Source organism: Haloprofundus salilacus (genome assembly GCF_020150815.1).
Lineage (GTDB): Archaea > Halobacteriota > Halobacteria > Halobacteriales > Haloferacaceae > Haloprofundus > Haloprofundus salilacus.
In genome coordinates, this window is sequence record NZ_CP083723.1 from 2,500,951 (window position 1) to 2,516,377 (window position 15,427).

15 protein-coding genes are annotated in these 15,427 nt (G+C 66.3%); 5 read left to right on the forward strand and 10 right to left on the reverse strand.

Features of this window, described 5'->3' with window-relative positions; genetic code table 11:
• Window positions 1–83: 83 nt before the first annotated feature.
• Window positions 84–215 (reverse strand): transporter, encoded by a 132-nt coding sequence (locus LAQ58_RS12910; RefSeq protein ID WP_224447857.1) that lies wholly within the window; start codon window positions 213–215, stop codon window positions 84–86.
• Window positions 216–375: 160 nt separating this feature from the next.
• Here LAQ58_RS12910 and LAQ58_RS12915 point away from each other — a divergent pair, with 160 nt between their 5' ends.
• On the forward strand, window positions 376–564 hold the full coding sequence (locus tag LAQ58_RS12915; protein WP_224447858.1) for a hypothetical protein: 189 nt from the start codon (window positions 376–378) through the stop codon (window positions 562–564).
• 19 nt (window positions 565–583) lie between these two features.
• Here LAQ58_RS12915 and LAQ58_RS12920 read toward each other — a convergent pair whose 3' ends face one another.
• The 5 genes from LAQ58_RS12920 to LAQ58_RS12940 all read right to left on the reverse strand — a co-directional run bounded on the left by LAQ58_RS12920 (window position 584) and on the right by LAQ58_RS12940 (window position 5,727).
• Window positions 584–1,720, reverse strand: a complete 1,137-nt coding sequence (locus tag LAQ58_RS12920) for an ABC transporter permease (RefSeq protein ID WP_224447859.1) — start codon at window positions 1,718–1,720, stop codon at window positions 584–586.
• On the reverse strand, window positions 1,717–2,571 hold the full coding sequence (locus tag LAQ58_RS12925) for an ABC transporter ATP-binding protein (RefSeq protein ID WP_224447860.1): 855 nt from the start codon (window positions 2,569–2,571) through the stop codon (window positions 1,717–1,719). Before LAQ58_RS12925 ends, LAQ58_RS12920 begins: the two co-directional genes overlap by 4 nt.
• Window positions 2,568–3,902: a COG1361 family protein gene (locus LAQ58_RS12930; RefSeq protein WP_224447861.1), complete on the reverse strand. Its 1,335-nt coding sequence runs from the start codon at window positions 3,900–3,902 to the stop codon at window positions 2,568–2,570. The genes LAQ58_RS12925 and LAQ58_RS12930 overlap by 4 nt, the downstream gene beginning before the upstream one ends.
• 127 nt (window positions 3,903–4,029) lie before the next feature.
• Complete coding sequence (locus LAQ58_RS12935; RefSeq protein WP_224447862.1) at window positions 4,030–5,352, reverse strand: RNB domain-containing ribonuclease; 1,323 nt, start codon at window positions 5,350–5,352, stop codon at window positions 4,030–4,032.
• Between the two features lie 81 nt (window positions 5,353–5,433).
• Entirely contained in the window at window positions 5,434–5,727 is a 294-nt protein-coding gene (locus LAQ58_RS12940) for a DUF7562 family protein (protein ID WP_224447863.1), read from the reverse strand.
• Window positions 5,728–5,920: 193 nt separating this feature from the next.
• On the opposite strand from LAQ58_RS12940, the gene LAQ58_RS12945 reads away from it, so the two are divergent.
• A complete protein-coding gene (locus LAQ58_RS12945; RefSeq protein ID WP_224447864.1) occupies window positions 5,921–6,400 on the forward strand; it encodes a PUA domain-containing protein in 480 nt (159 codons plus the stop codon).
• Between the two features lie 63 nt (window positions 6,401–6,463).
• On the opposite strand, the gene LAQ58_RS12950 is transcribed toward LAQ58_RS12945, so the two are convergent.
• The 3 genes from LAQ58_RS12950 to LAQ58_RS12960 form a co-directional block, all read right to left on the reverse strand.
• Window positions 6,464–7,183: a DUF1028 domain-containing protein gene (locus LAQ58_RS12950; RefSeq protein WP_224447865.1), complete on the reverse strand. Its 720-nt coding sequence runs from the start codon at window positions 7,181–7,183 to the stop codon at window positions 6,464–6,466.
• A 113-nt stretch (window positions 7,184–7,296) separates the two neighbouring features.
• A complete protein-coding gene (locus tag LAQ58_RS12955; RefSeq protein ID WP_224447866.1) occupies window positions 7,297–8,628 on the reverse strand; it encodes a glycosyltransferase family 2 protein in 1,332 nt (443 codons plus the stop codon).
• Window positions 8,628–9,113 (reverse strand): hypothetical protein, encoded by a 486-nt coding sequence (locus tag LAQ58_RS12960; protein WP_224447867.1) that lies wholly within the window; start codon window positions 9,111–9,113, stop codon window positions 8,628–8,630. The genes LAQ58_RS12955 and LAQ58_RS12960 overlap by 1 nt, the downstream gene beginning before the upstream one ends.
• Before the next feature lie 217 nt (window positions 9,114–9,330).
• Here LAQ58_RS12960 and LAQ58_RS12965 point away from each other — a divergent pair, with 217 nt between their 5' ends.
• A complete protein-coding gene (locus LAQ58_RS12965; protein ID WP_224447868.1) occupies window positions 9,331–9,681 on the forward strand; it encodes a cell division protein SepF in 351 nt (116 codons plus the stop codon).
• Window positions 9,682–9,894: 213 nt separating this feature from the next.
• On the opposite strand, the gene LAQ58_RS12970 is transcribed toward LAQ58_RS12965, so the two are convergent.
• Window positions 9,895–10,899 carry a class I SAM-dependent methyltransferase gene (locus LAQ58_RS12970; protein WP_224447869.1) on the reverse strand — a complete coding sequence of 335 codons (1,005 nt, stop codon included), beginning with the start codon at window positions 10,897–10,899 and terminating at the stop codon, window positions 9,895–9,897.
• Between the two features lie 294 nt (window positions 10,900–11,193).
• Between LAQ58_RS12970 and uvrA the strand changes: the two genes are divergently transcribed.
• Entirely contained in the window at window positions 11,194–14,148 is a 2,955-nt protein-coding gene (gene uvrA, locus LAQ58_RS12975) for an excinuclease ABC subunit UvrA (RefSeq protein ID WP_224447870.1), read from the forward strand.
• Window positions 14,149–14,374: 226 nt separating this feature from the next.
• On the forward strand, window positions 14,375–15,367 hold the full coding sequence (locus LAQ58_RS12980) for a WD40/YVTN/BNR-like repeat-containing protein (protein ID WP_224447871.1): 993 nt from the start codon (window positions 14,375–14,377) through the stop codon (window positions 15,365–15,367).
• Window positions 15,368–15,427 lie beyond the last annotated feature (60 nt).

The window sequence follows — 15,427 nt, forward strand, 5'->3', positions numbered from 1 at the left end:
CCGGAGTCGCAGTCTCGTTACCGACTCGATAGTCGGCAGCGTCTGTCGAACGGAAGTCGACACCCCGGCGGGTCAGTCGTCGCTTAGCTGTCGCCCAAGAAGCGCATCCCCAGCGCGAGGAGGATGGTGAGAATCCCCGCGATGGTCGCGAACGGCGGAATAGGGATGAACAGCAGCACGATACCAACGATCAGCACGATTGTACTCGTTCGCATACATACTGGACCAACGCCGAGTAAGGTAACTGCTGGGGCGGACGCATTCCGAACGCCGACGCCACGCTCGACGCATCGACGCTCAACTCGAAACACCTGCGGGCCACAAGCCACCTGCGCGGCCCCAAGAGTAATCCTGCCGAACGCCGTACTAACAGCCATGGGAACGATACAGAACGTCGCACGGAGCATCGACAACGTGACGCAGACGGTCTGGGACCGACAGGGGACGCTGATGAAGGCGGTCGTGCTCCTGTTGCTCGTCGTCTCCGGTATCGGTATCCCGCTCATCCTCATCGCGCTCGTCGCGCGTCTCATCGTCGAGGACAGTCGCGGCAGCGCGCGCTGAGCGCCCTCGACGACCGGACTCAGCCGCGAAGCGCTTCGACCGGCGGTTCGTTGGCGGCTTTCCACGCCGGATACAGCCCGCTGACGAGGCTGACGACCACGCCGAAGACGAACGCGCCGACGAGATACAGCCCGTTGCTCGGGTCGAGCGCGACGTCGAGCGTCACGGGCGTAAAGTAGTAGAGTCCCGCGGTGACCACGGCGCTGAGCGCCGCGCCGATAGCGCCGCCGACGGTTCCGAGTAGCGCTGCCTCTACGACGAGCATCCGCAGCACGTCGCGGCGTTGGACGCCGACGGCCCGCAACACTCCTATCTCACCCCGGCGTTCGGAGGTGCTCATCAACATCACGTTGAAGATGCTCACGCCCGCGACGACGAGCGAGATACCCGCCAAGCCCAGCAGAAACGAGTTGAGTAGCGCGAAGAACTCGTCGATCTGGTCGAGGATAGTCGAGAACTCGAACACGGTGACACGCTCTTCGCGGGCGTTCAGTTGCTCACGGACCGACGCCGCGATCTGACTCGCCGCCTCCCCGGAGTCGGCGCGGACGACAACCTGGTTGTACTCGTCGCTGACGAACTCCTCCGGCGGGAGGACGACGCCGTCGTCGGGCGACACCGGCGAGATGTCCTCGGTCGGCGCGAGCACGGCGATAACGCGGTACTCGTTGCCCTCGATGTCGACCATGCTCCCCACCTGTAGGTCGAGTATGTCGGCGAGTTCCGCGCCGACGATAGCGCCCTGTCTGTGCCGGTCGGGGAGCGTCCCCTCCGAGGCCGTAAAGAGCGCCGTCGGCGTCGAGATACCGTACAACGTCGCGAACGACTGGCCGCGACCGTTCGAGACGACTGCGCCGTCGCTGACGAGCGGCACCGCCGTCCCGCGCCCGGCGGTGAGCTGCTGTATCGTCTCCACGTCGCGGGCGGAAAGCGACGTTACTCCGGCGTCCTGGTTCGGGCCGACGACCACCTGAGTGCCGATAGCGCCGAGTTCGTTCGTCGCCGACAATTGCAGCACGTTGCCGAAGATACCGAGCGTCGCGATGGCGAGGACGCCGATGACGATGCCGAGCGCCGCCAGTGCCGACCGCAGGCGGTTCCGGTCGAGGTTGCGCCACGCCATGAGCAGCGACGGGAACCGCCGGTCGAGTTTCATCGGTCGTCGCCCGGTTCGATTCCCGGGTCGTCTCCATCCGTCGGGCGCGCGTCGACGACGGTACCCTCTGCGACGTCGGCGTCATCAGAATCGTGGTCACGAATCACACCGTCGACGAGGCGGACGGTCCGGTCGGCGAATTCGGTCACCTGCGGGTCGTGCGTCACCGCGACGACGCTCACGCCCGTCTCGCAGACGCGGCGGAACTCGGAGAGAATCTGCGCGCCCGTCTCCTGGTCGAGGTTGCCCGTCGGTTCGTCGGCTAGCACCACCCGGGGTTCGTTGACGAGCGCGCGGGCGATGGCGACGCGCTGTTTCTGTCCCCCGGAGAGTTCGTTCGGCGTGTGGTCGAGACGGTCGCCGAGTCCGACGCGTCGGAGCAGGTCGCGCGCCCGCTCGGTCGCCTCGGGGTCATGCTCGAAGATCGTCGGCAGTTCGACGTTCTCGGTCGCCGTCAGCGTCGGGATGAGGTAGAAGTCCTGAAACACGAAGCCGATTGCCTCCTTCCGGGCGTCGGTCTGCGCTTCGTCGTCCAGCGTCGTCACGTCCCGACCGAGGAGATAGCGCTCGCCCGCCGTCGGTTCGTCCAGGAGGCCGAGCATGTTGAGGAGCGTAGACTTACCGCTTCCGCTCGGGCCGACGATGGCGACGAACTCGCCCGGTTCGACCGAGAAGTCGATCCCGGCGGGCGAGGACGAATCTCGCGAGTTGCGCCCGCCGAGCGCGACCACCGTCTCGCCGCCCGTCTCGTACTCCTTTCTCACGCCCCTCAGTTCGAGCGTGGGACCGTCGTGGGCGGCGACGGCCGCCTCGGCGAAAGCGGTCCCGAGAGACTGCGACTGCTCCGTCATCGTCGACGGCGCACGACGACGAGCGCCGCCACCGCCGCGAGACTCACCCCCGCGACGGCGACGAGCGCTCCCGCGTTGTCCCAGAGGGGCGCGAGGATACCGCGCTCGCGCTCCGGCGGCGAGAGCGACCGGTCGTACGGGAGTTCGACCGTCTCGGAGTACCGGACGCCGTTCGTGACGTAGGTCACGTCGACGGGGACGACGGTCACGTTCTCGCTATCGACCTCCGCGGTGAGGTCGAACGGCGCGAACTCGTTGCCGTCGACGGTGCCGACGAAGTAGTCTCGGACGGGGTACGTCGGCGAGACGTGGGCGGCGTCGCCGACGGCGACGGTGAGACCCGACACCGAACCCTCGTCGGGGTTGCCCGCGTTGCCGGTGATTCGCACCACGCCGTCGGGGCCCATCGAGAGGTCGACGTTCGTCAGCACGACCGACCCCGAGGCGGGGTCGTAGGGGAACTCGGTTCGTGCGGTGCCGTCGCGCTCGCCGACGCGGTACCGCGTCTCGAACGTCACGTCGTCCTGCTGGCCGACGAAACTCAGGTCGACGGTGGTCCGAGCGGAGTCGCCGGGCGCGAGCGGTCCGGGAACCGACTGGCGCGGGAGTTCGGTCCCGTTGCTCACCGGGACGACGACGACGTCCCGTATCGGGGCGTTCCCGAAGTTCGTTACGACGACGTCTATCTGCCCGGGTTTCGCCTCATCGTCGCCGCTCCCCTCGAGTGCGCCCTGTCCGCCGCCACCGCCGAGCAGGTCGCCGAGCTGTCCCTCGGCACCGCCTTCGGCGTCGCCGCGCTGCACCGACTCGACGCGGACGGCCACGTCGTCTTCGAGCGGTTCGACCGACACCGGCTCGCGGTACCGTGTCGTCTCCGCCTCGCCGTCGACGGTGTAGGATGCGCGAACGGTCACGCGCCGGTCGCCGGTCTCGCGCGGCAAGAGGACGAATGGGAGTTCTTCGGTCGCTCCGGCGGCGAGAACGGGCACGGTTTGGCGGACGACGACGGCGTCGCCGCTCTGAATCCCGACCGTGACGGTGACGTTTCGCATCGGCGTCGTCGTCGGGTTCGACAGCGTCACTGTCGCGCGGTTCTCCGTTTCGGCGACGAAACCGGTGGCGTTGAGTTCGATCTGGGGGGCCGGTCCGGCGACCTGTAGCGTCGGACCCGCCACCTGCAGCGAGGACCCCTCGGCCTGCGTGAACGGCGTCAGCGACGGGCCGGATGCGGCGCCGATCGAGGACGCTTCCGGTCCCGACGGGACCGCATCGACGGGCACGGAGGATATTACGAGGAGGAGACACGTGAGAAACGCGACGAGTGCCTTCATTACGACAGTGAAGGGTGCGACCGGCAAATAGGTTGTCGAGCGTGTGATAGAGAGGGTGGAGGGTCGACGACGGGTTGCCGCTGAACGTGTCGGGAGTAGAAAAGTACCGAAGGTCGTCGCGGTACGACTACTCGGCGTCGGACTCGGCGGTCTGCTCGTCGCTCTCGTCTTCCTCGTCGTCGACGACGACGAGACCGCGGTTGTTCACGGCGTAGGGATCGAGTCCGACCTCCTGCATGAACTGCTTGTAGAGACGCTCGGCCGTCTCGCCGTCTTTCTGTTTGTCGGAGGCGCGGTCGCAGAGTTCGACGAGATCCTCGGGCACGTCGTTCTCGTGGACGATCCAGTGGTTGATGAGGTCCGAGAGGCGGCGGATGGGCGAGGTGAAGTGGCCGTAGATGTCGAAGTTCAGCGCGTGGTGGCCGCCGAAGGGGTCATTCATGTACTTCGCCCGGGGCATCACCTTCAGCACGGCGCGCTGAATCTTGTTGAGCATCCGCGGCGGGGCTTCTTCGAGCGCCGCGTTCACCGCCTTCCGGGGGTCGTCCCACGACCCCCCGGGGATGTTCACGTTGTCGAGTTCCGCGATCTCGCGCAGCGCCTTGTCCCACTGGTCGGGCGTCGGTTGGGGGTGGACGCGGTACATAGCCTCGACGCCGCGGCCCCACATCAGTTCGTGCGTGACGGCTTTGTTCGCCTTCAGCATGCACTCCTCGATGATGGTGTGCGCGTGGTCGCGACTCGGGTTGAGCACGAGCGAGCCGTCCTCCTTGCGCTGTTCGTGCATCCGGTCGGCGAGTTCGTAGGAGAGCGTAATCTCGTCGTGCAGCGGCGCGTCCGGGTCTTCGAGGCGCTTCTCGCACTGACTGTAGGTGAGGCGCTCGTCGCTCTCGATGACCGATTTGTAGATGTCGATGGACTCGTAGCCGAGATTCTCCTTGTCGAGTCGCATCTCGACGGTGTGGGCGAGTCGCTCCTCGTTGGGGACCAGCGAGCAGACCGTCTCCGCGAGGATGGGCGGCAGCATGTGGACGGTGTACGCGGGGAGATACACCGTGTTACCGCGTTTGACCGCCTCGGCCCACATCTCCGAACCGGGGTGGACATAGTGGCTCACGTCGGCGATGTGGACCCACAGCGTGTACGCCTCGTCGTCCTCCTCGATGCTGATGGCGTCGTCGAAGTCCTGAGCGTCGGCGGGGTCGGTTGTCCACGTCGTCATCTCGCGGAGGTCGCGGCGCTCGTCGACGGCGTCGCGAATCTCCTCGGTGACGTTTTCGGTTCGCTCCTTGGCTTCGCGGCGGACCTCCGGCGGGAACTCGTCGCGGATACCGAACTCCTCGAACAGTTCCTCGCGTTTGTTCTGCAGGTGGCGGGCGAGTTCAGGGTCGATCTCGACGGGACCCTGCCCCTCGGCGGTGCCAGCCTGCGCTTGCGCGTCGTTCGACATACGCGAGGAAAAGAGCGAGAGGTAGTTAGTCGTGTCGGGGTCCGGCGACGCGTTTCCTCGCGCCGAAACCCCGAAAGCGAGTTACTCCTCGGGCCGTCCGTACCGGTCTTCGACCGCGTGCAGATAGCGCGAGAGAAACTCGGACTGCGGGAGTCCATCCTGTTCAATGTCGAGGATGAGCGACTCGAGTTCGCCCCGGGGTTGCCAGCAGAGTTCTCGGTGACAGCCTTTGCAGAGATACTCGAACTGTTTGCCGTGGCGGTTCCAGCGGTCACCCTCCTTGTCGTACTCGCGAGCCTCCGACCGGAGCACCGACGAACCGCAGGCGATACAGACGACGGTCTTCCGGTCCCGACCCGTGCGGGAGCGCCACATGGATGAGAGGTTGGTCGGTGTCTACTTAGCGTTTGTGCGGCGTCAGACGCCCGTCTACGGCTGAGATAGTCCGAATCGCCGACCGGAGTAAACCGGAGGTTTACGCGACGGCCGCGCCGGCCGCAGTCAGCGGTTCGACCGCCACGTGACGCGGAGCGGGCGATTTATTCTCTCGGAACGTCACGGAGGGCGTATGAACGTCAAATCGCGCCACCACCTCCGGAGCGACGACATCAAATCGCTGGAAACGACGCTCTCGGAGGCGCTCGGCGTCGACCTCGACGGCGACACGTACGAGTTCGTCGAACTCACCGGCACCGAGTTCGACCTCGTGTTGGTCGACGGCTCTCCGGCCGTGTTCTATCTGGACGACGAACCGTTTCTCACAGTCCACGGAGCCAACGAGTATCCGCCCGAGAAACACGTCGTCACCGTGGACGCCGGGGCCGTCTCGTTCGTCAGCGGCGGGGCTGACGTGATGCGACCGGGTATCGTCGACGCCGACGTGGACATCGAAGCGGGGGACCTCGTGGCCATAGCCGAGGAGACCCACGGAAAGGTGCTCGCCGTCGGGCGAGCGCTCGAAGACGGCGCTGACCTCGTCGGCGACTCGGGGAAAGTCGTCGAATCCGTCCACTACGTCGGCGACGACCTGTACCAGTTCAACGTCTGAGCGGGCCTGAGCGCGGGTCGAACGTCTGAGCGAGTCGCGCCGGCGTTCCAGCGTTCGGGCGTCTCACTCCTCGCCAGACGCCTCGTCGCTCTCGTCGACTTCTTCAGTATCCTCCTCGTGCTGTTCGAGGATAATCTCGTAGCCCCGCTTCGCTTCCTCGTACGTCGTCCGGAGGTCGGTCACGGGCGTCTCCGTGGCGTCGACGCGCAGGTCGTCGGTGAAGCCGCCGGGGTCTTCCTCCGTGCGTCTCACGAGCAGCGCGGCGCTCTGAACGGGGAGTTCCTCGCGTTTGTCGCCGCCGACTTCGTGCCCTGCTTCGAGCGCGTCGATAAGTCGCTCGGCCAGCGGCGCGTCGCCGTCGGCGTTCGACTCGTACGCCTCCGCGGTCGCTTCGACTACCTCCTCGCCGACCAGCAGATTGCCCGCGACGGTGTAGTTCTCGCCCTCGATGTGGCCGTACCAGTCGTTGCACTCCTCGCCGGAGAACGCGAACGTTCCGTCGGCGTCGACGCCGTGGAGTTGGCGCTGGTCGCGCCCCTCGTCGGCGTTCAGAAGCGCCCGAAGCGCGTCGTCGACGGCGAGTCCGTCGTCGACGTACTCGAGTCCCTTCCGGCCCAACTCCACGTTGACGAGGCTCTGCGTCGCCACTGCGCCGTTCTCGCTGGCGAACGGACAGAGCGTACCGACGCCGGGCAGTCGAGTCGTCACCGCGACGCCGAAGCGCAACTGCTCGTCGCCGTCGTCGTCCTCGTACTCCTCGCGAACGCAGATGCTGAACGTCACGGTGGACGGGTCGCGTCGTCGTCGCAAAAAGCTCCGTTTACCGGCATCTCGGCCGGTTGTTTGCCTTCGCTGTCGTCGCCGTCGTCGCGGGTGTCGGGCCGCATCGATCCACCTCAGTCGTTGCGCCGACTCGTCACGTACACCGACGGCCGACGGAGGACGAACTCGTCGAGAAACGCCGCCAGCACCACAGCGCTCTGCAGCGCGAAGTACGCCGGGAACACCAGCGGCGCCGCGTACTCGCGAGCGTCGTGGTGCTGACCGTCGACGCCGTCCCGAAGAAAGAGCGCGTACGGAACCGCGAGCGAAAACAGCGACGAGAGCGAGAGCCAGCGGAGTAGGGAACCGGACGTCGCGGATTCGACAGCCGTGACCGCCTCGGAGACGACGACAGGCGAGAGGAGGACGACGACAGGCACCGACAGCAACGCGGCGAAGGTGTACGCGGCGTCGAGGCGCGTCGGCACGGAGGCATCGCGACTGCGGAGGAGTCCGGCGAGCGACCGCCGCGCGACCTGCATCCCGCCGCGCGCCCACCGGCGGCGTTGGCCCGCCCACGCCGACACGGTCGCCGGATTGCGCTCGGTGGCGACGATGGCCGGATCGACGCGGATGCGGCCGCCGCGGGCGTGGATTCGCGTCGCCATCTCCACGTCTTCGAGCAGTACCTCCTCGTCGAACGGACCGAGCGCCGCCAGCGTCTCGGCACGGAAGAACGCCTGCCCGCCGGTGAAGAGCGAGAACCAGCCTAGGCGCGAGCGGGCGACGAACGCCACCCGTTCGGCGAGGTGGCGCTCGACGGTCGCACAGAGCGCGATGAGCGACTCCCCGGAGTTGCAGCCGTAGCTTCGCCCCTTGACGCACCACGTCTCCTCGTCGACGACGAGCCATCGGACCGCCCGCGAGAGCGCCTCCGGGGCGAGCCGCTGCCCGGCGTCGAGGCTCGCGACGACGTCGCCGTCGGCGTGCGAGAGCGCGTGATTCACCGCTGCCGCCTTCCCCGCCGGTGGCTCCGAGCGCTCGACGGCGCGGACGTGCGAGTCGCCGGCCGCCGCGCGCCGCGCGACCGTTTCGGTTCCGTCGGTCGACGCCGCCTCGTAGCCGACGAGGACGCTCACGCGGTCGGACGGGTAGTCGAGCGCGGCGCAGGCGTCGAGCGTTTCACGGAGGCGGTCGGCGTCGTTGTAGGCAGTGACGACGACGCTCACCGTCGGCGGGTCCGAGGGCAGCGGCGGCGGGGTCGGGTTCGGCGCGAAGGCGACCCCCGTCGCGAGAATCGCTCGCACCGTCGCCCCCACTCCGGCGAGAGCGCACAGCGCGGCGATCGACGGCGCGTACCACGCGACTAGGAGCGCGGGCGAGCAGAGTACCGCGGCGAGACCGAGCGCGGCCGTCGTCGTCGCGAGCGTCCGCCTGTCGCCGTCACCGGGCGTCGCAACCCGCATCAGCGGTCGTACGGTTTGCGGGTACCGAACCAGATGCCGACGGTGAGACCGTAGACGACGTGACCCGCGTGGAAGACGATGGCCTCGTCGGCGTCGAGATCCATGTCCAGCAGGCGTCCCAGAACGACTTGCGTCCCGAACACCGAGAGCAAGAGGCCGTAGAGGACGCCCCCGAGGAGCGTCGCAATCAGCCCTCGGTCGCGCAGCGTCCGACCGACGACGACCGCGAAGGCGACGCCGCCGCCGACGCCGTAGAGGAAGTGGAGCAGGAACGCCGGCCCGAGCGCGTCGGGGTCGCCGCCGGCGTACTGTTCCCAGAACGCGCCCGTCGGCGGGAGCGAACGTGCGACGGGGAGTCGAAACAGCGTCATCACTGCGGTTGCGACGGCACCGGCCCACACGCCGGTGACGAGCGGATGGTTTCGAAACACACGGTCTGTTCGGTCCGCGGCGCGGTCGACGGAGTCGGAAGACGAGGAACTCACACGGTGAGGACCACGAGGCGACAGAAAGACGTTTGGTCCGTCGGCGGTCGACGGAACGGCGGTCATGGAGTGGTCAGCGGTCACCGAACTGGGTGGCGGTCACCGGACTGAGCGACGGTCACCGAACTGGGCGGACGTCTCCTGACTAGTCGGCGAGCCGACGGGTACGGGCGCGTCTGACGTAAGAACTATTGGGGAACCCGCCGCTGTAGGTGGCATGGGTATCATGAGCAAGATCCTCGGCAACGGGCAGCGCTCCACCGAGGATTACGTCGAACTGGACCTCGACGACTTCGACACCGCACAGGGCGAGGCGGGGATGACGGTTCACATCGCCGAAATCGCCGGTCAACAGGACGTCATCGCCATCAAAGACGCCGTCTACGACGGCGACTTCGTCATCGCGGACATCACGCGTCTCCGGACGAAGGACCGGACGGTCGAACACATCGTCGACGAACTCCAGCAGGTTGCCCAGGAGGTCGACGGCGACATCGTCCAGAAAGGCGACGACCAACTCATCCTCGCGCCGACGGGCGTGCGAATCGCTCGGCAGAAACTGGACTGAGGCGCGAACGCCCCAGTCAGTCGTCGTCGACCGGTTTCGACGGCGTTCGTGCCGGTCGGAGGCTGCTGGTCCCTTCGCGAGTCAACGCGCCGAGCGGCTTGCGCGCGTATCGACGCACTAACCACGGGTAGGAGTGGAAAACTGTCGAAAAAGGCTCGGGCCGGTCGTCCGGGTTAGTCGTCCGAGACTGCGACGAGGAGAGTACGCCGGAGGTTAGTCGTCAGAGACAGCGTACGCCTCCTCTTCGGGGGCTGGTTCCGCCGTCGAGGAGGCGAATTCGGCTGTCGAGGAGGCGGATTCGGCCGTCGAGGGGGCAGATTCGACTGTCGAGGAGGCGTCCGGCTTGCGCGCGTACTTGCCCCACCCCGGCTCGGCGTGTTTGTCGAAATGGACGTAGTGAACGGCGGTCTTGCCGTGGTCTGCGTCGGGCGCACGCTCGGAGACGAACGTGTCGAACGCGTCGTTCCAGGCGACGTGGTGCGAAAAGAGCATTCCCCCGGGGGAGAGATGCTCCCACGCGAGGTCGAACTCAAACAGCATTCCCGTCTTCGAGTGCTCGGAGTCGTGGACGAACATATCGACGTCACCCAGCTCCGACAGCAGTTTGGGCAGTTTTCGCTGGCTGCGTCCGGCGACGAACTCCCACCGGTCGTGCAGTTCCTCCGGGACGACCCACCCCGGCTCCTTCCCCTCCGGAAGTAGGTGGCTGTCGCGCTGCGAGCAGGACGGGCGTCGACGTTCGTACCGTTTGAGCTCCGCCTCGTCGGTCGGGTCGAGAAGCGACGAGTAGTCGATGGAGTACAGTCGTCCCGAGTCGTTTCGGTCAAGTGCGGCGAGTATCGCCAGCGTCGAGACGCCGTGGAAAACGCCCGTCTCGACGATGGTCTGCGGCTCGTACTTCCGGATGTACGCGTAGTATCGAACGCAGTCGTCTTTGTGGATGTCGTAGAACGTCTCGTTGCCGAGGTCGTCATACGCTCGTTTGAGGTTCTCGGCGATGACGCCGGTCATGAACTCCTTTTCGTACGCCTCGAGTTCCGCCTCGCTGTCGAAGAATCGGTCGATGAACTCTTGGCGGGTGAGCTCTTTCTCCTTGAACGTCTCCCACGACGCCTCCGGGTGGAGGACGTAGAACGCTTTCCGCACCGCGGGCCGCACCCAGTTGGGTGCGAGCTCGAACGACTTCTGCCGTGCGCGTTTGACGTGCCGAACCAACATGGAACTGTCCACGGGCTTCCACACCAAAAGTACGCGCCGATGAATATCCGTATAATCCCATCGTTCTTCCGATAGGTTTGACCGGAATCGGAGTATGTACCGTTGAACGATTGTTTCGAAACGGTGGACTGTATGAAATGCGAGAGTTCGCGGGAGAGGGTGTACAGTCGCTGAGAACGCCGTCAATCCGAACCGAAGGGAAGACGTAACGGCAGTATGGCCGGCGTACCCTGCGTGTGAACGCCTCGCAGAACCGACGAGTATTCAGGCGCTCCCTACATACCGTGCTTCCAGATGAGTAAGGACTACATCGAGGTTCGGGGAGCCGAAGAACACAACCTCAAAGACCTCGACGTACGCATCCCCCGCGAGACGTTCACCGTCGTCACGGGACTGTCGGGATCCGGGAAGTCGTCGCTCGCGTTCGAGACGATCTACGCCGAAGGACAGCGCCGGTACATCGAGTCGCTGTCGGCGTACGCGCGGAACTTCCTCGGCCAGATGGACAAACCGCAGGTCGAAGCCGTCGAGGGGCTCTCCCCCGCCATCTCCATAGACCAGAAGAACGCCGCCAACAATCCCCGCTCGACGGTCGGGACCGTCACCGAACTGCACGACTACCTCCGGCTGTTGTACGCCCGCGTCGGCACGCCGCACTGTCCAGAGTGCGGTCGCGAGGTCGGCGAACAGAGCGCCCAACAGATGGTACGTCGCATCCTCGAACTGCCCGAAGGGACGCGCGCGAAGGTCGCTGCGCCGGTGGTCCGCGACCAGAAAGGCGCGTTCGAGGACCTGTTCGACGAACTCGTCTCGGAGGGCTACTCTCGCGTCGAGGTCGACGGCGAGGAGTTCGACCTCGCGATGGAGAAACCTGAGTTGGACGAGAACTACGACCACACCGTCGACGTGGTCGTCGACCGGGTGAAGATATCCGAGGAAGCGCGCTCGCGCATCACCGACTCCGTCGAGACGGCGCTCGAAGAGGCCGGCGGCGTGCTGAAGATCATCGTCCCCGACCCGCCCGCGGCCGACGAGTTCCACCTCGGAACCGAAGCCCGCGCGACGGGTGACCTCGCCGGCGGTAGCGACGAGCGACTCGTCGTCGAGTTCTCCGAAGAACTCGCCTGTACGCACTGCGGCATCGACTTCTCCGAAATCGAGACGCGGTCGTTCTCCTTCAACTCGCCGCACGGCGCGTGTCCCGAGTGCGAGGGCATCGGCAACACCAAAGAGATCGAACCGGACCTCGTCGTCGAAGACCCCTCGAAACCCGTCAAAAACGTCTTCGAGCCGTGGAGCTACAAGCGGTCGTACTACCGGACGCGACTCGACTCCGTCGCCGACCACTTCGGCGTGAGCGTCTCGACCCCGTTCGAGGAACTCGATGACGACGTGCAGCGACAGTTCCTCTACGGTACTGACGAACAGGTCGTCTTCGAACGCCAGACCCGAAACGGCGTCCGCCGGAAGACGAAGCGCTTCGAGGGCGTCATCCCGAACCTCGAACGCCGCCACGTCGAGACGGAGTCGAAGGGAACCCGCGAGCACATCGAGGAGTACATGGCCGTGACGACCTGTCCGGCCTGCGACGGCACGCGCCTGAAACCGCAGTCGCGGTCGGTGTATATCGACGGCACCGCCATCTCCGAGGTGAACCGGATGAGCATCGGCGACGCGCTCTCGCACTTCGAGAGCCTAGAGGCGGACCTCACCGACCGCGAGCGAACCATCGCCGAAGAGATTCTCAAGGAAATTCGCGCGCGCCTCGGCTTCATGACCGAGGTCGGCCTCGAATATCTGACGCTCGACCGCGAGGCGTCGACGCTCTCGGGCGGCGAGAGCCAGCGTATCCGGCTGGCGACGCAGGTCGGGTCGGGCCTCGTCGGCGTGCTCTACGTGCTCGACGAACCGTCAATCGGCCTCCACCAGCGCGACAACGACAAGCTGCTCGACACGCTCTGCGGCCTCCGCGACCTCGGCAACACGCTCATCGTCGTCGAACACGACGAGGAGACGATGCGCCGCGCGGACAACATCATCGACATGGGTCCCGGCCCGGGCAAACGCGGCGGCGAAGTCGTCGTCCAGGGCGACTTCGATGACGTGTGCGCCGCCGACGGTTCCATCACCGCCGACTACCTCTCGGGACGCAAGGAGATCCCGGTGCCCGAGACACGGCGCGAGCGCGACGGCGAACTCACGGTTCGCGGCGCTCGACAGCACAACTTGAAAGACCTCGACGTGTCGCTACCGCTGGGCACGTTCACGGCGATTACCGGCGTCTCAGGGTCGGGCAAGTCGACGCTCATTCACGACATCCTCTACAAGGGGTTGGCCCGCGAGATGAACAACAACACCTCTGTCGACCCCGGCGACCACGACGCCATCGAGGGAATCGACCGGATCGAGACGGTGCGGCTCATCGACCAGTCGCCCATCGGTCGGACGCCGCGGTCGAACCCCGCGACGTACACCGGCGTCTTCGACTACGTCCGCGAACTGTTCGCGGAGACGAAGCTCTCGAAGCAGCGCGGCTACGAGAAGGGCCGCTTCTCGTTCAACGTCAAGGGCGGCCGCTGCGAGGAGTGCGGCGGACAGGGCGACGTAAAAATCGAGATGAACTTCCTCTCGGACGTGTACGTCCCCTGCGAGGAGTGCGGCGGCGCGCGCTACAACGACGAGACGCTCGACGTGACGTACAAGGGCAAGACGATCGCCGACGTGCTCGCGATGGAAGTCGACGAGGCGTACGAGTTCTTCGAGGCGAACTCCCAGATTCGCCGCCGCCTGCAGTTGCTCAAGGACGTCGGTCTCGGCTACATGACGCTCGGCCAGCCGTCGACAACGCTCTCCGGCGGCGAGGCCCAGCGCATCAAACTCGCCGAGGAGTTGGGCAAGAAGGACACCGGTGACACGCTGTACCTGCTCGACGAACCGACGACGGGCCTGCACAAGGAAGACGAGCGGAAGCTCATCGACGTGCTGCACCGTCTGGTCGACAACGGCAGCACCGTCACCGTCATTGAGCACGAACTCGACCTGGTGAAGAACGCCGACCACGTCCTCGACCTCGGTCCCGAGGGCGGCGAGCACGGCGGCGAAATCGTCGCCGCTGGAACGCCCGAGGAAGTCGCTCGCAAGGAGACGTCGTACACGGGGCGCTACCTCCGCGACATGCTCCCCGCCGTCGACATCGAGGGGCCGCGCGCCGACCAGCGCGAACCCGCGAAGCCGACGACCGACGACTGAGCGGCGGAGATGCCGGAAACGCCGGATCGGCGACGCTCGAGAGGGGCGAACAGCCAGCGGAACTGCGCTCTTCGCGAGGGGTTCGCCGGACACCCCCCTTAACCCCGTCGCGGTACGTCGTTACATCGACGCGGACTGACCGCCTTCTCAGTGATAAATTCTCGTCCGACTGACGGTTCGGATAGTCGCCAGCGCGCTTATTTACACCGCGGTCAAACCGCGTGGTATGACAACACAGTACGCAGCGCTGCGGAACGTCCTCCTCGTCGTTCGCGGCGGACCGGGCGAGTGGCTCGTCGACAAGCGCCTGAACGACCGCGACATCGAGTGTCTCGGCGTCGCACCCGACGGGAAAACGGCGTTCTGCGGGACGTTCGACGCGGGTCTCTGGCGGAGCGACAACGAAGGACAGACGTGGCACCGCGTCGGCGACGAGACGCTCACCGACCCCGTGATGTCGGTGGCCGTCGACCCGACCGATTCCGAGGTGGTGTGGGCGGGGACCGAACCCAGCGCGGTCTATCGGTCGACCGACAGCGGCGACACGTGGGATCAGTGTGACGGGCTGACCGACCTCCCCTCCGCGAAGGAGTGGTCGTTTCCGCCGCGACCCGACACCCACCACGTCCGCTGGATAGAGGTCGATCCCACCGAGTCCGACCACCTCTACGTCGGCATCGAGGCGGGTGCGCTGGTGCAAACCCACGACGGCGGCGAGACGTGGGAGGACCGCGTGCCCTCGGCGCGGCGGGATAACCATAGCCTCACGACGCATGCAGACGCGCCGAATCGGGTATGGTCGGCGGCGGGCGACGGCTACGCCGAGAGCGACGACGGCGGCGAGACGTGGGACCACCCCCAGGAGGGCCTCGGCCACCGCTACTGCTGGAGCGTCGCCGTCGGCCGCGAGGCCAAGAACGTCCTCGTGTCGGCGGCCAGCGGCGCGCGGACCGCGCACAACGCCGACTCCGCCGACTCGTACGTCTACCGGCGTCGACCCGGCGAGGCTTGGGAGCGCCTCGACGGGCTGCCGACCGGCGAGGGCGTGACGCGGCCCGTGCTCTCGTCGGACGGAAACGGGTCGTTCTACGCGCTGTCGAACCGCGGAATCTATCGGTCGCAGAACAGCGGGAAGTCGTGGAACCGCGTCGACATCCCGTGGCCGGAGGCGTACGAGTCACAGACGGCGCGCGGGTTAGCGGTTGTCACAGAGTCGTAGCGTCGGCAGTACCGTCGGTCCGTATCGATAAACGTCGGCAGCCGCCAGCGTCGACGGTCG

What these genes read in the sequence shown, in the direction of transcription:
- LAQ58_RS12970 (WP_224447869.1), bottom strand. Translation starts at nt 10,899, where the DNA reads ATGTTGGTTCGGCACGTCAAACGCGCACGGCAGAAGTCGTTCGAGCTC.
- LAQ58_RS12955 (WP_224447866.1), bottom strand. Translation starts at nt 8,628, where the DNA reads ATGCGGGTTGCGACGCCCGGTGACGGCGACAGGCGGACGCTCGCGACG.
- uvrA (WP_224447870.1), top strand. Translation starts at nt 11,194, where the DNA reads ATGAGTAAGGACTACATCGAGGTTCGGGGAGCCGAAGAACACAACCTC.
- LAQ58_RS12965 (WP_224447868.1), top strand. Translation starts at nt 9,331, where the DNA reads ATGGGTATCATGAGCAAGATCCTCGGCAACGGGCAGCGCTCCACCGAG.
- LAQ58_RS12980 (WP_224447871.1), top strand. Translation starts at nt 14,375, where the DNA reads ATGACAACACAGTACGCAGCGCTGCGGAACGTCCTCCTCGTCGTTCGC.
- LAQ58_RS12915 (WP_224447858.1), top strand. Translation starts at nt 376, where the DNA reads ATGGGAACGATACAGAACGTCGCACGGAGCATCGACAACGTGACGCAG.
- LAQ58_RS12930 (WP_224447861.1), bottom strand. Translation starts at nt 3,902, where the DNA reads ATGAAGGCACTCGTCGCGTTTCTCACGTGTCTCCTCCTCGTAATATCC.
- LAQ58_RS12935 (WP_224447862.1), bottom strand. Translation starts at nt 5,352, where the DNA reads ATGTCGAACGACGCGCAAGCGCAGGCTGGCACCGCCGAGGGGCAGGGT.
- LAQ58_RS12920 (WP_224447859.1), bottom strand. Translation starts at nt 1,720, where the DNA reads ATGAAACTCGACCGGCGGTTCCCGTCGCTGCTCATGGCGTGGCGCAAC.
- LAQ58_RS12925 (WP_224447860.1), bottom strand. Translation starts at nt 2,571, where the DNA reads ATGACGGAGCAGTCGCAGTCTCTCGGGACCGCTTTCGCCGAGGCGGCC.
- LAQ58_RS12910 (WP_224447857.1), bottom strand. Translation starts at nt 215, where the DNA reads ATGCGAACGAGTACAATCGTGCTGATCGTTGGTATCGTGCTGCTGTTC.
- LAQ58_RS12940 (WP_224447863.1), bottom strand. Translation starts at nt 5,727, where the DNA reads ATGTGGCGCTCCCGCACGGGTCGGGACCGGAAGACCGTCGTCTGTATC.
- LAQ58_RS12945 (WP_224447864.1), top strand. Translation starts at nt 5,921, where the DNA reads ATGAACGTCAAATCGCGCCACCACCTCCGGAGCGACGACATCAAATCG.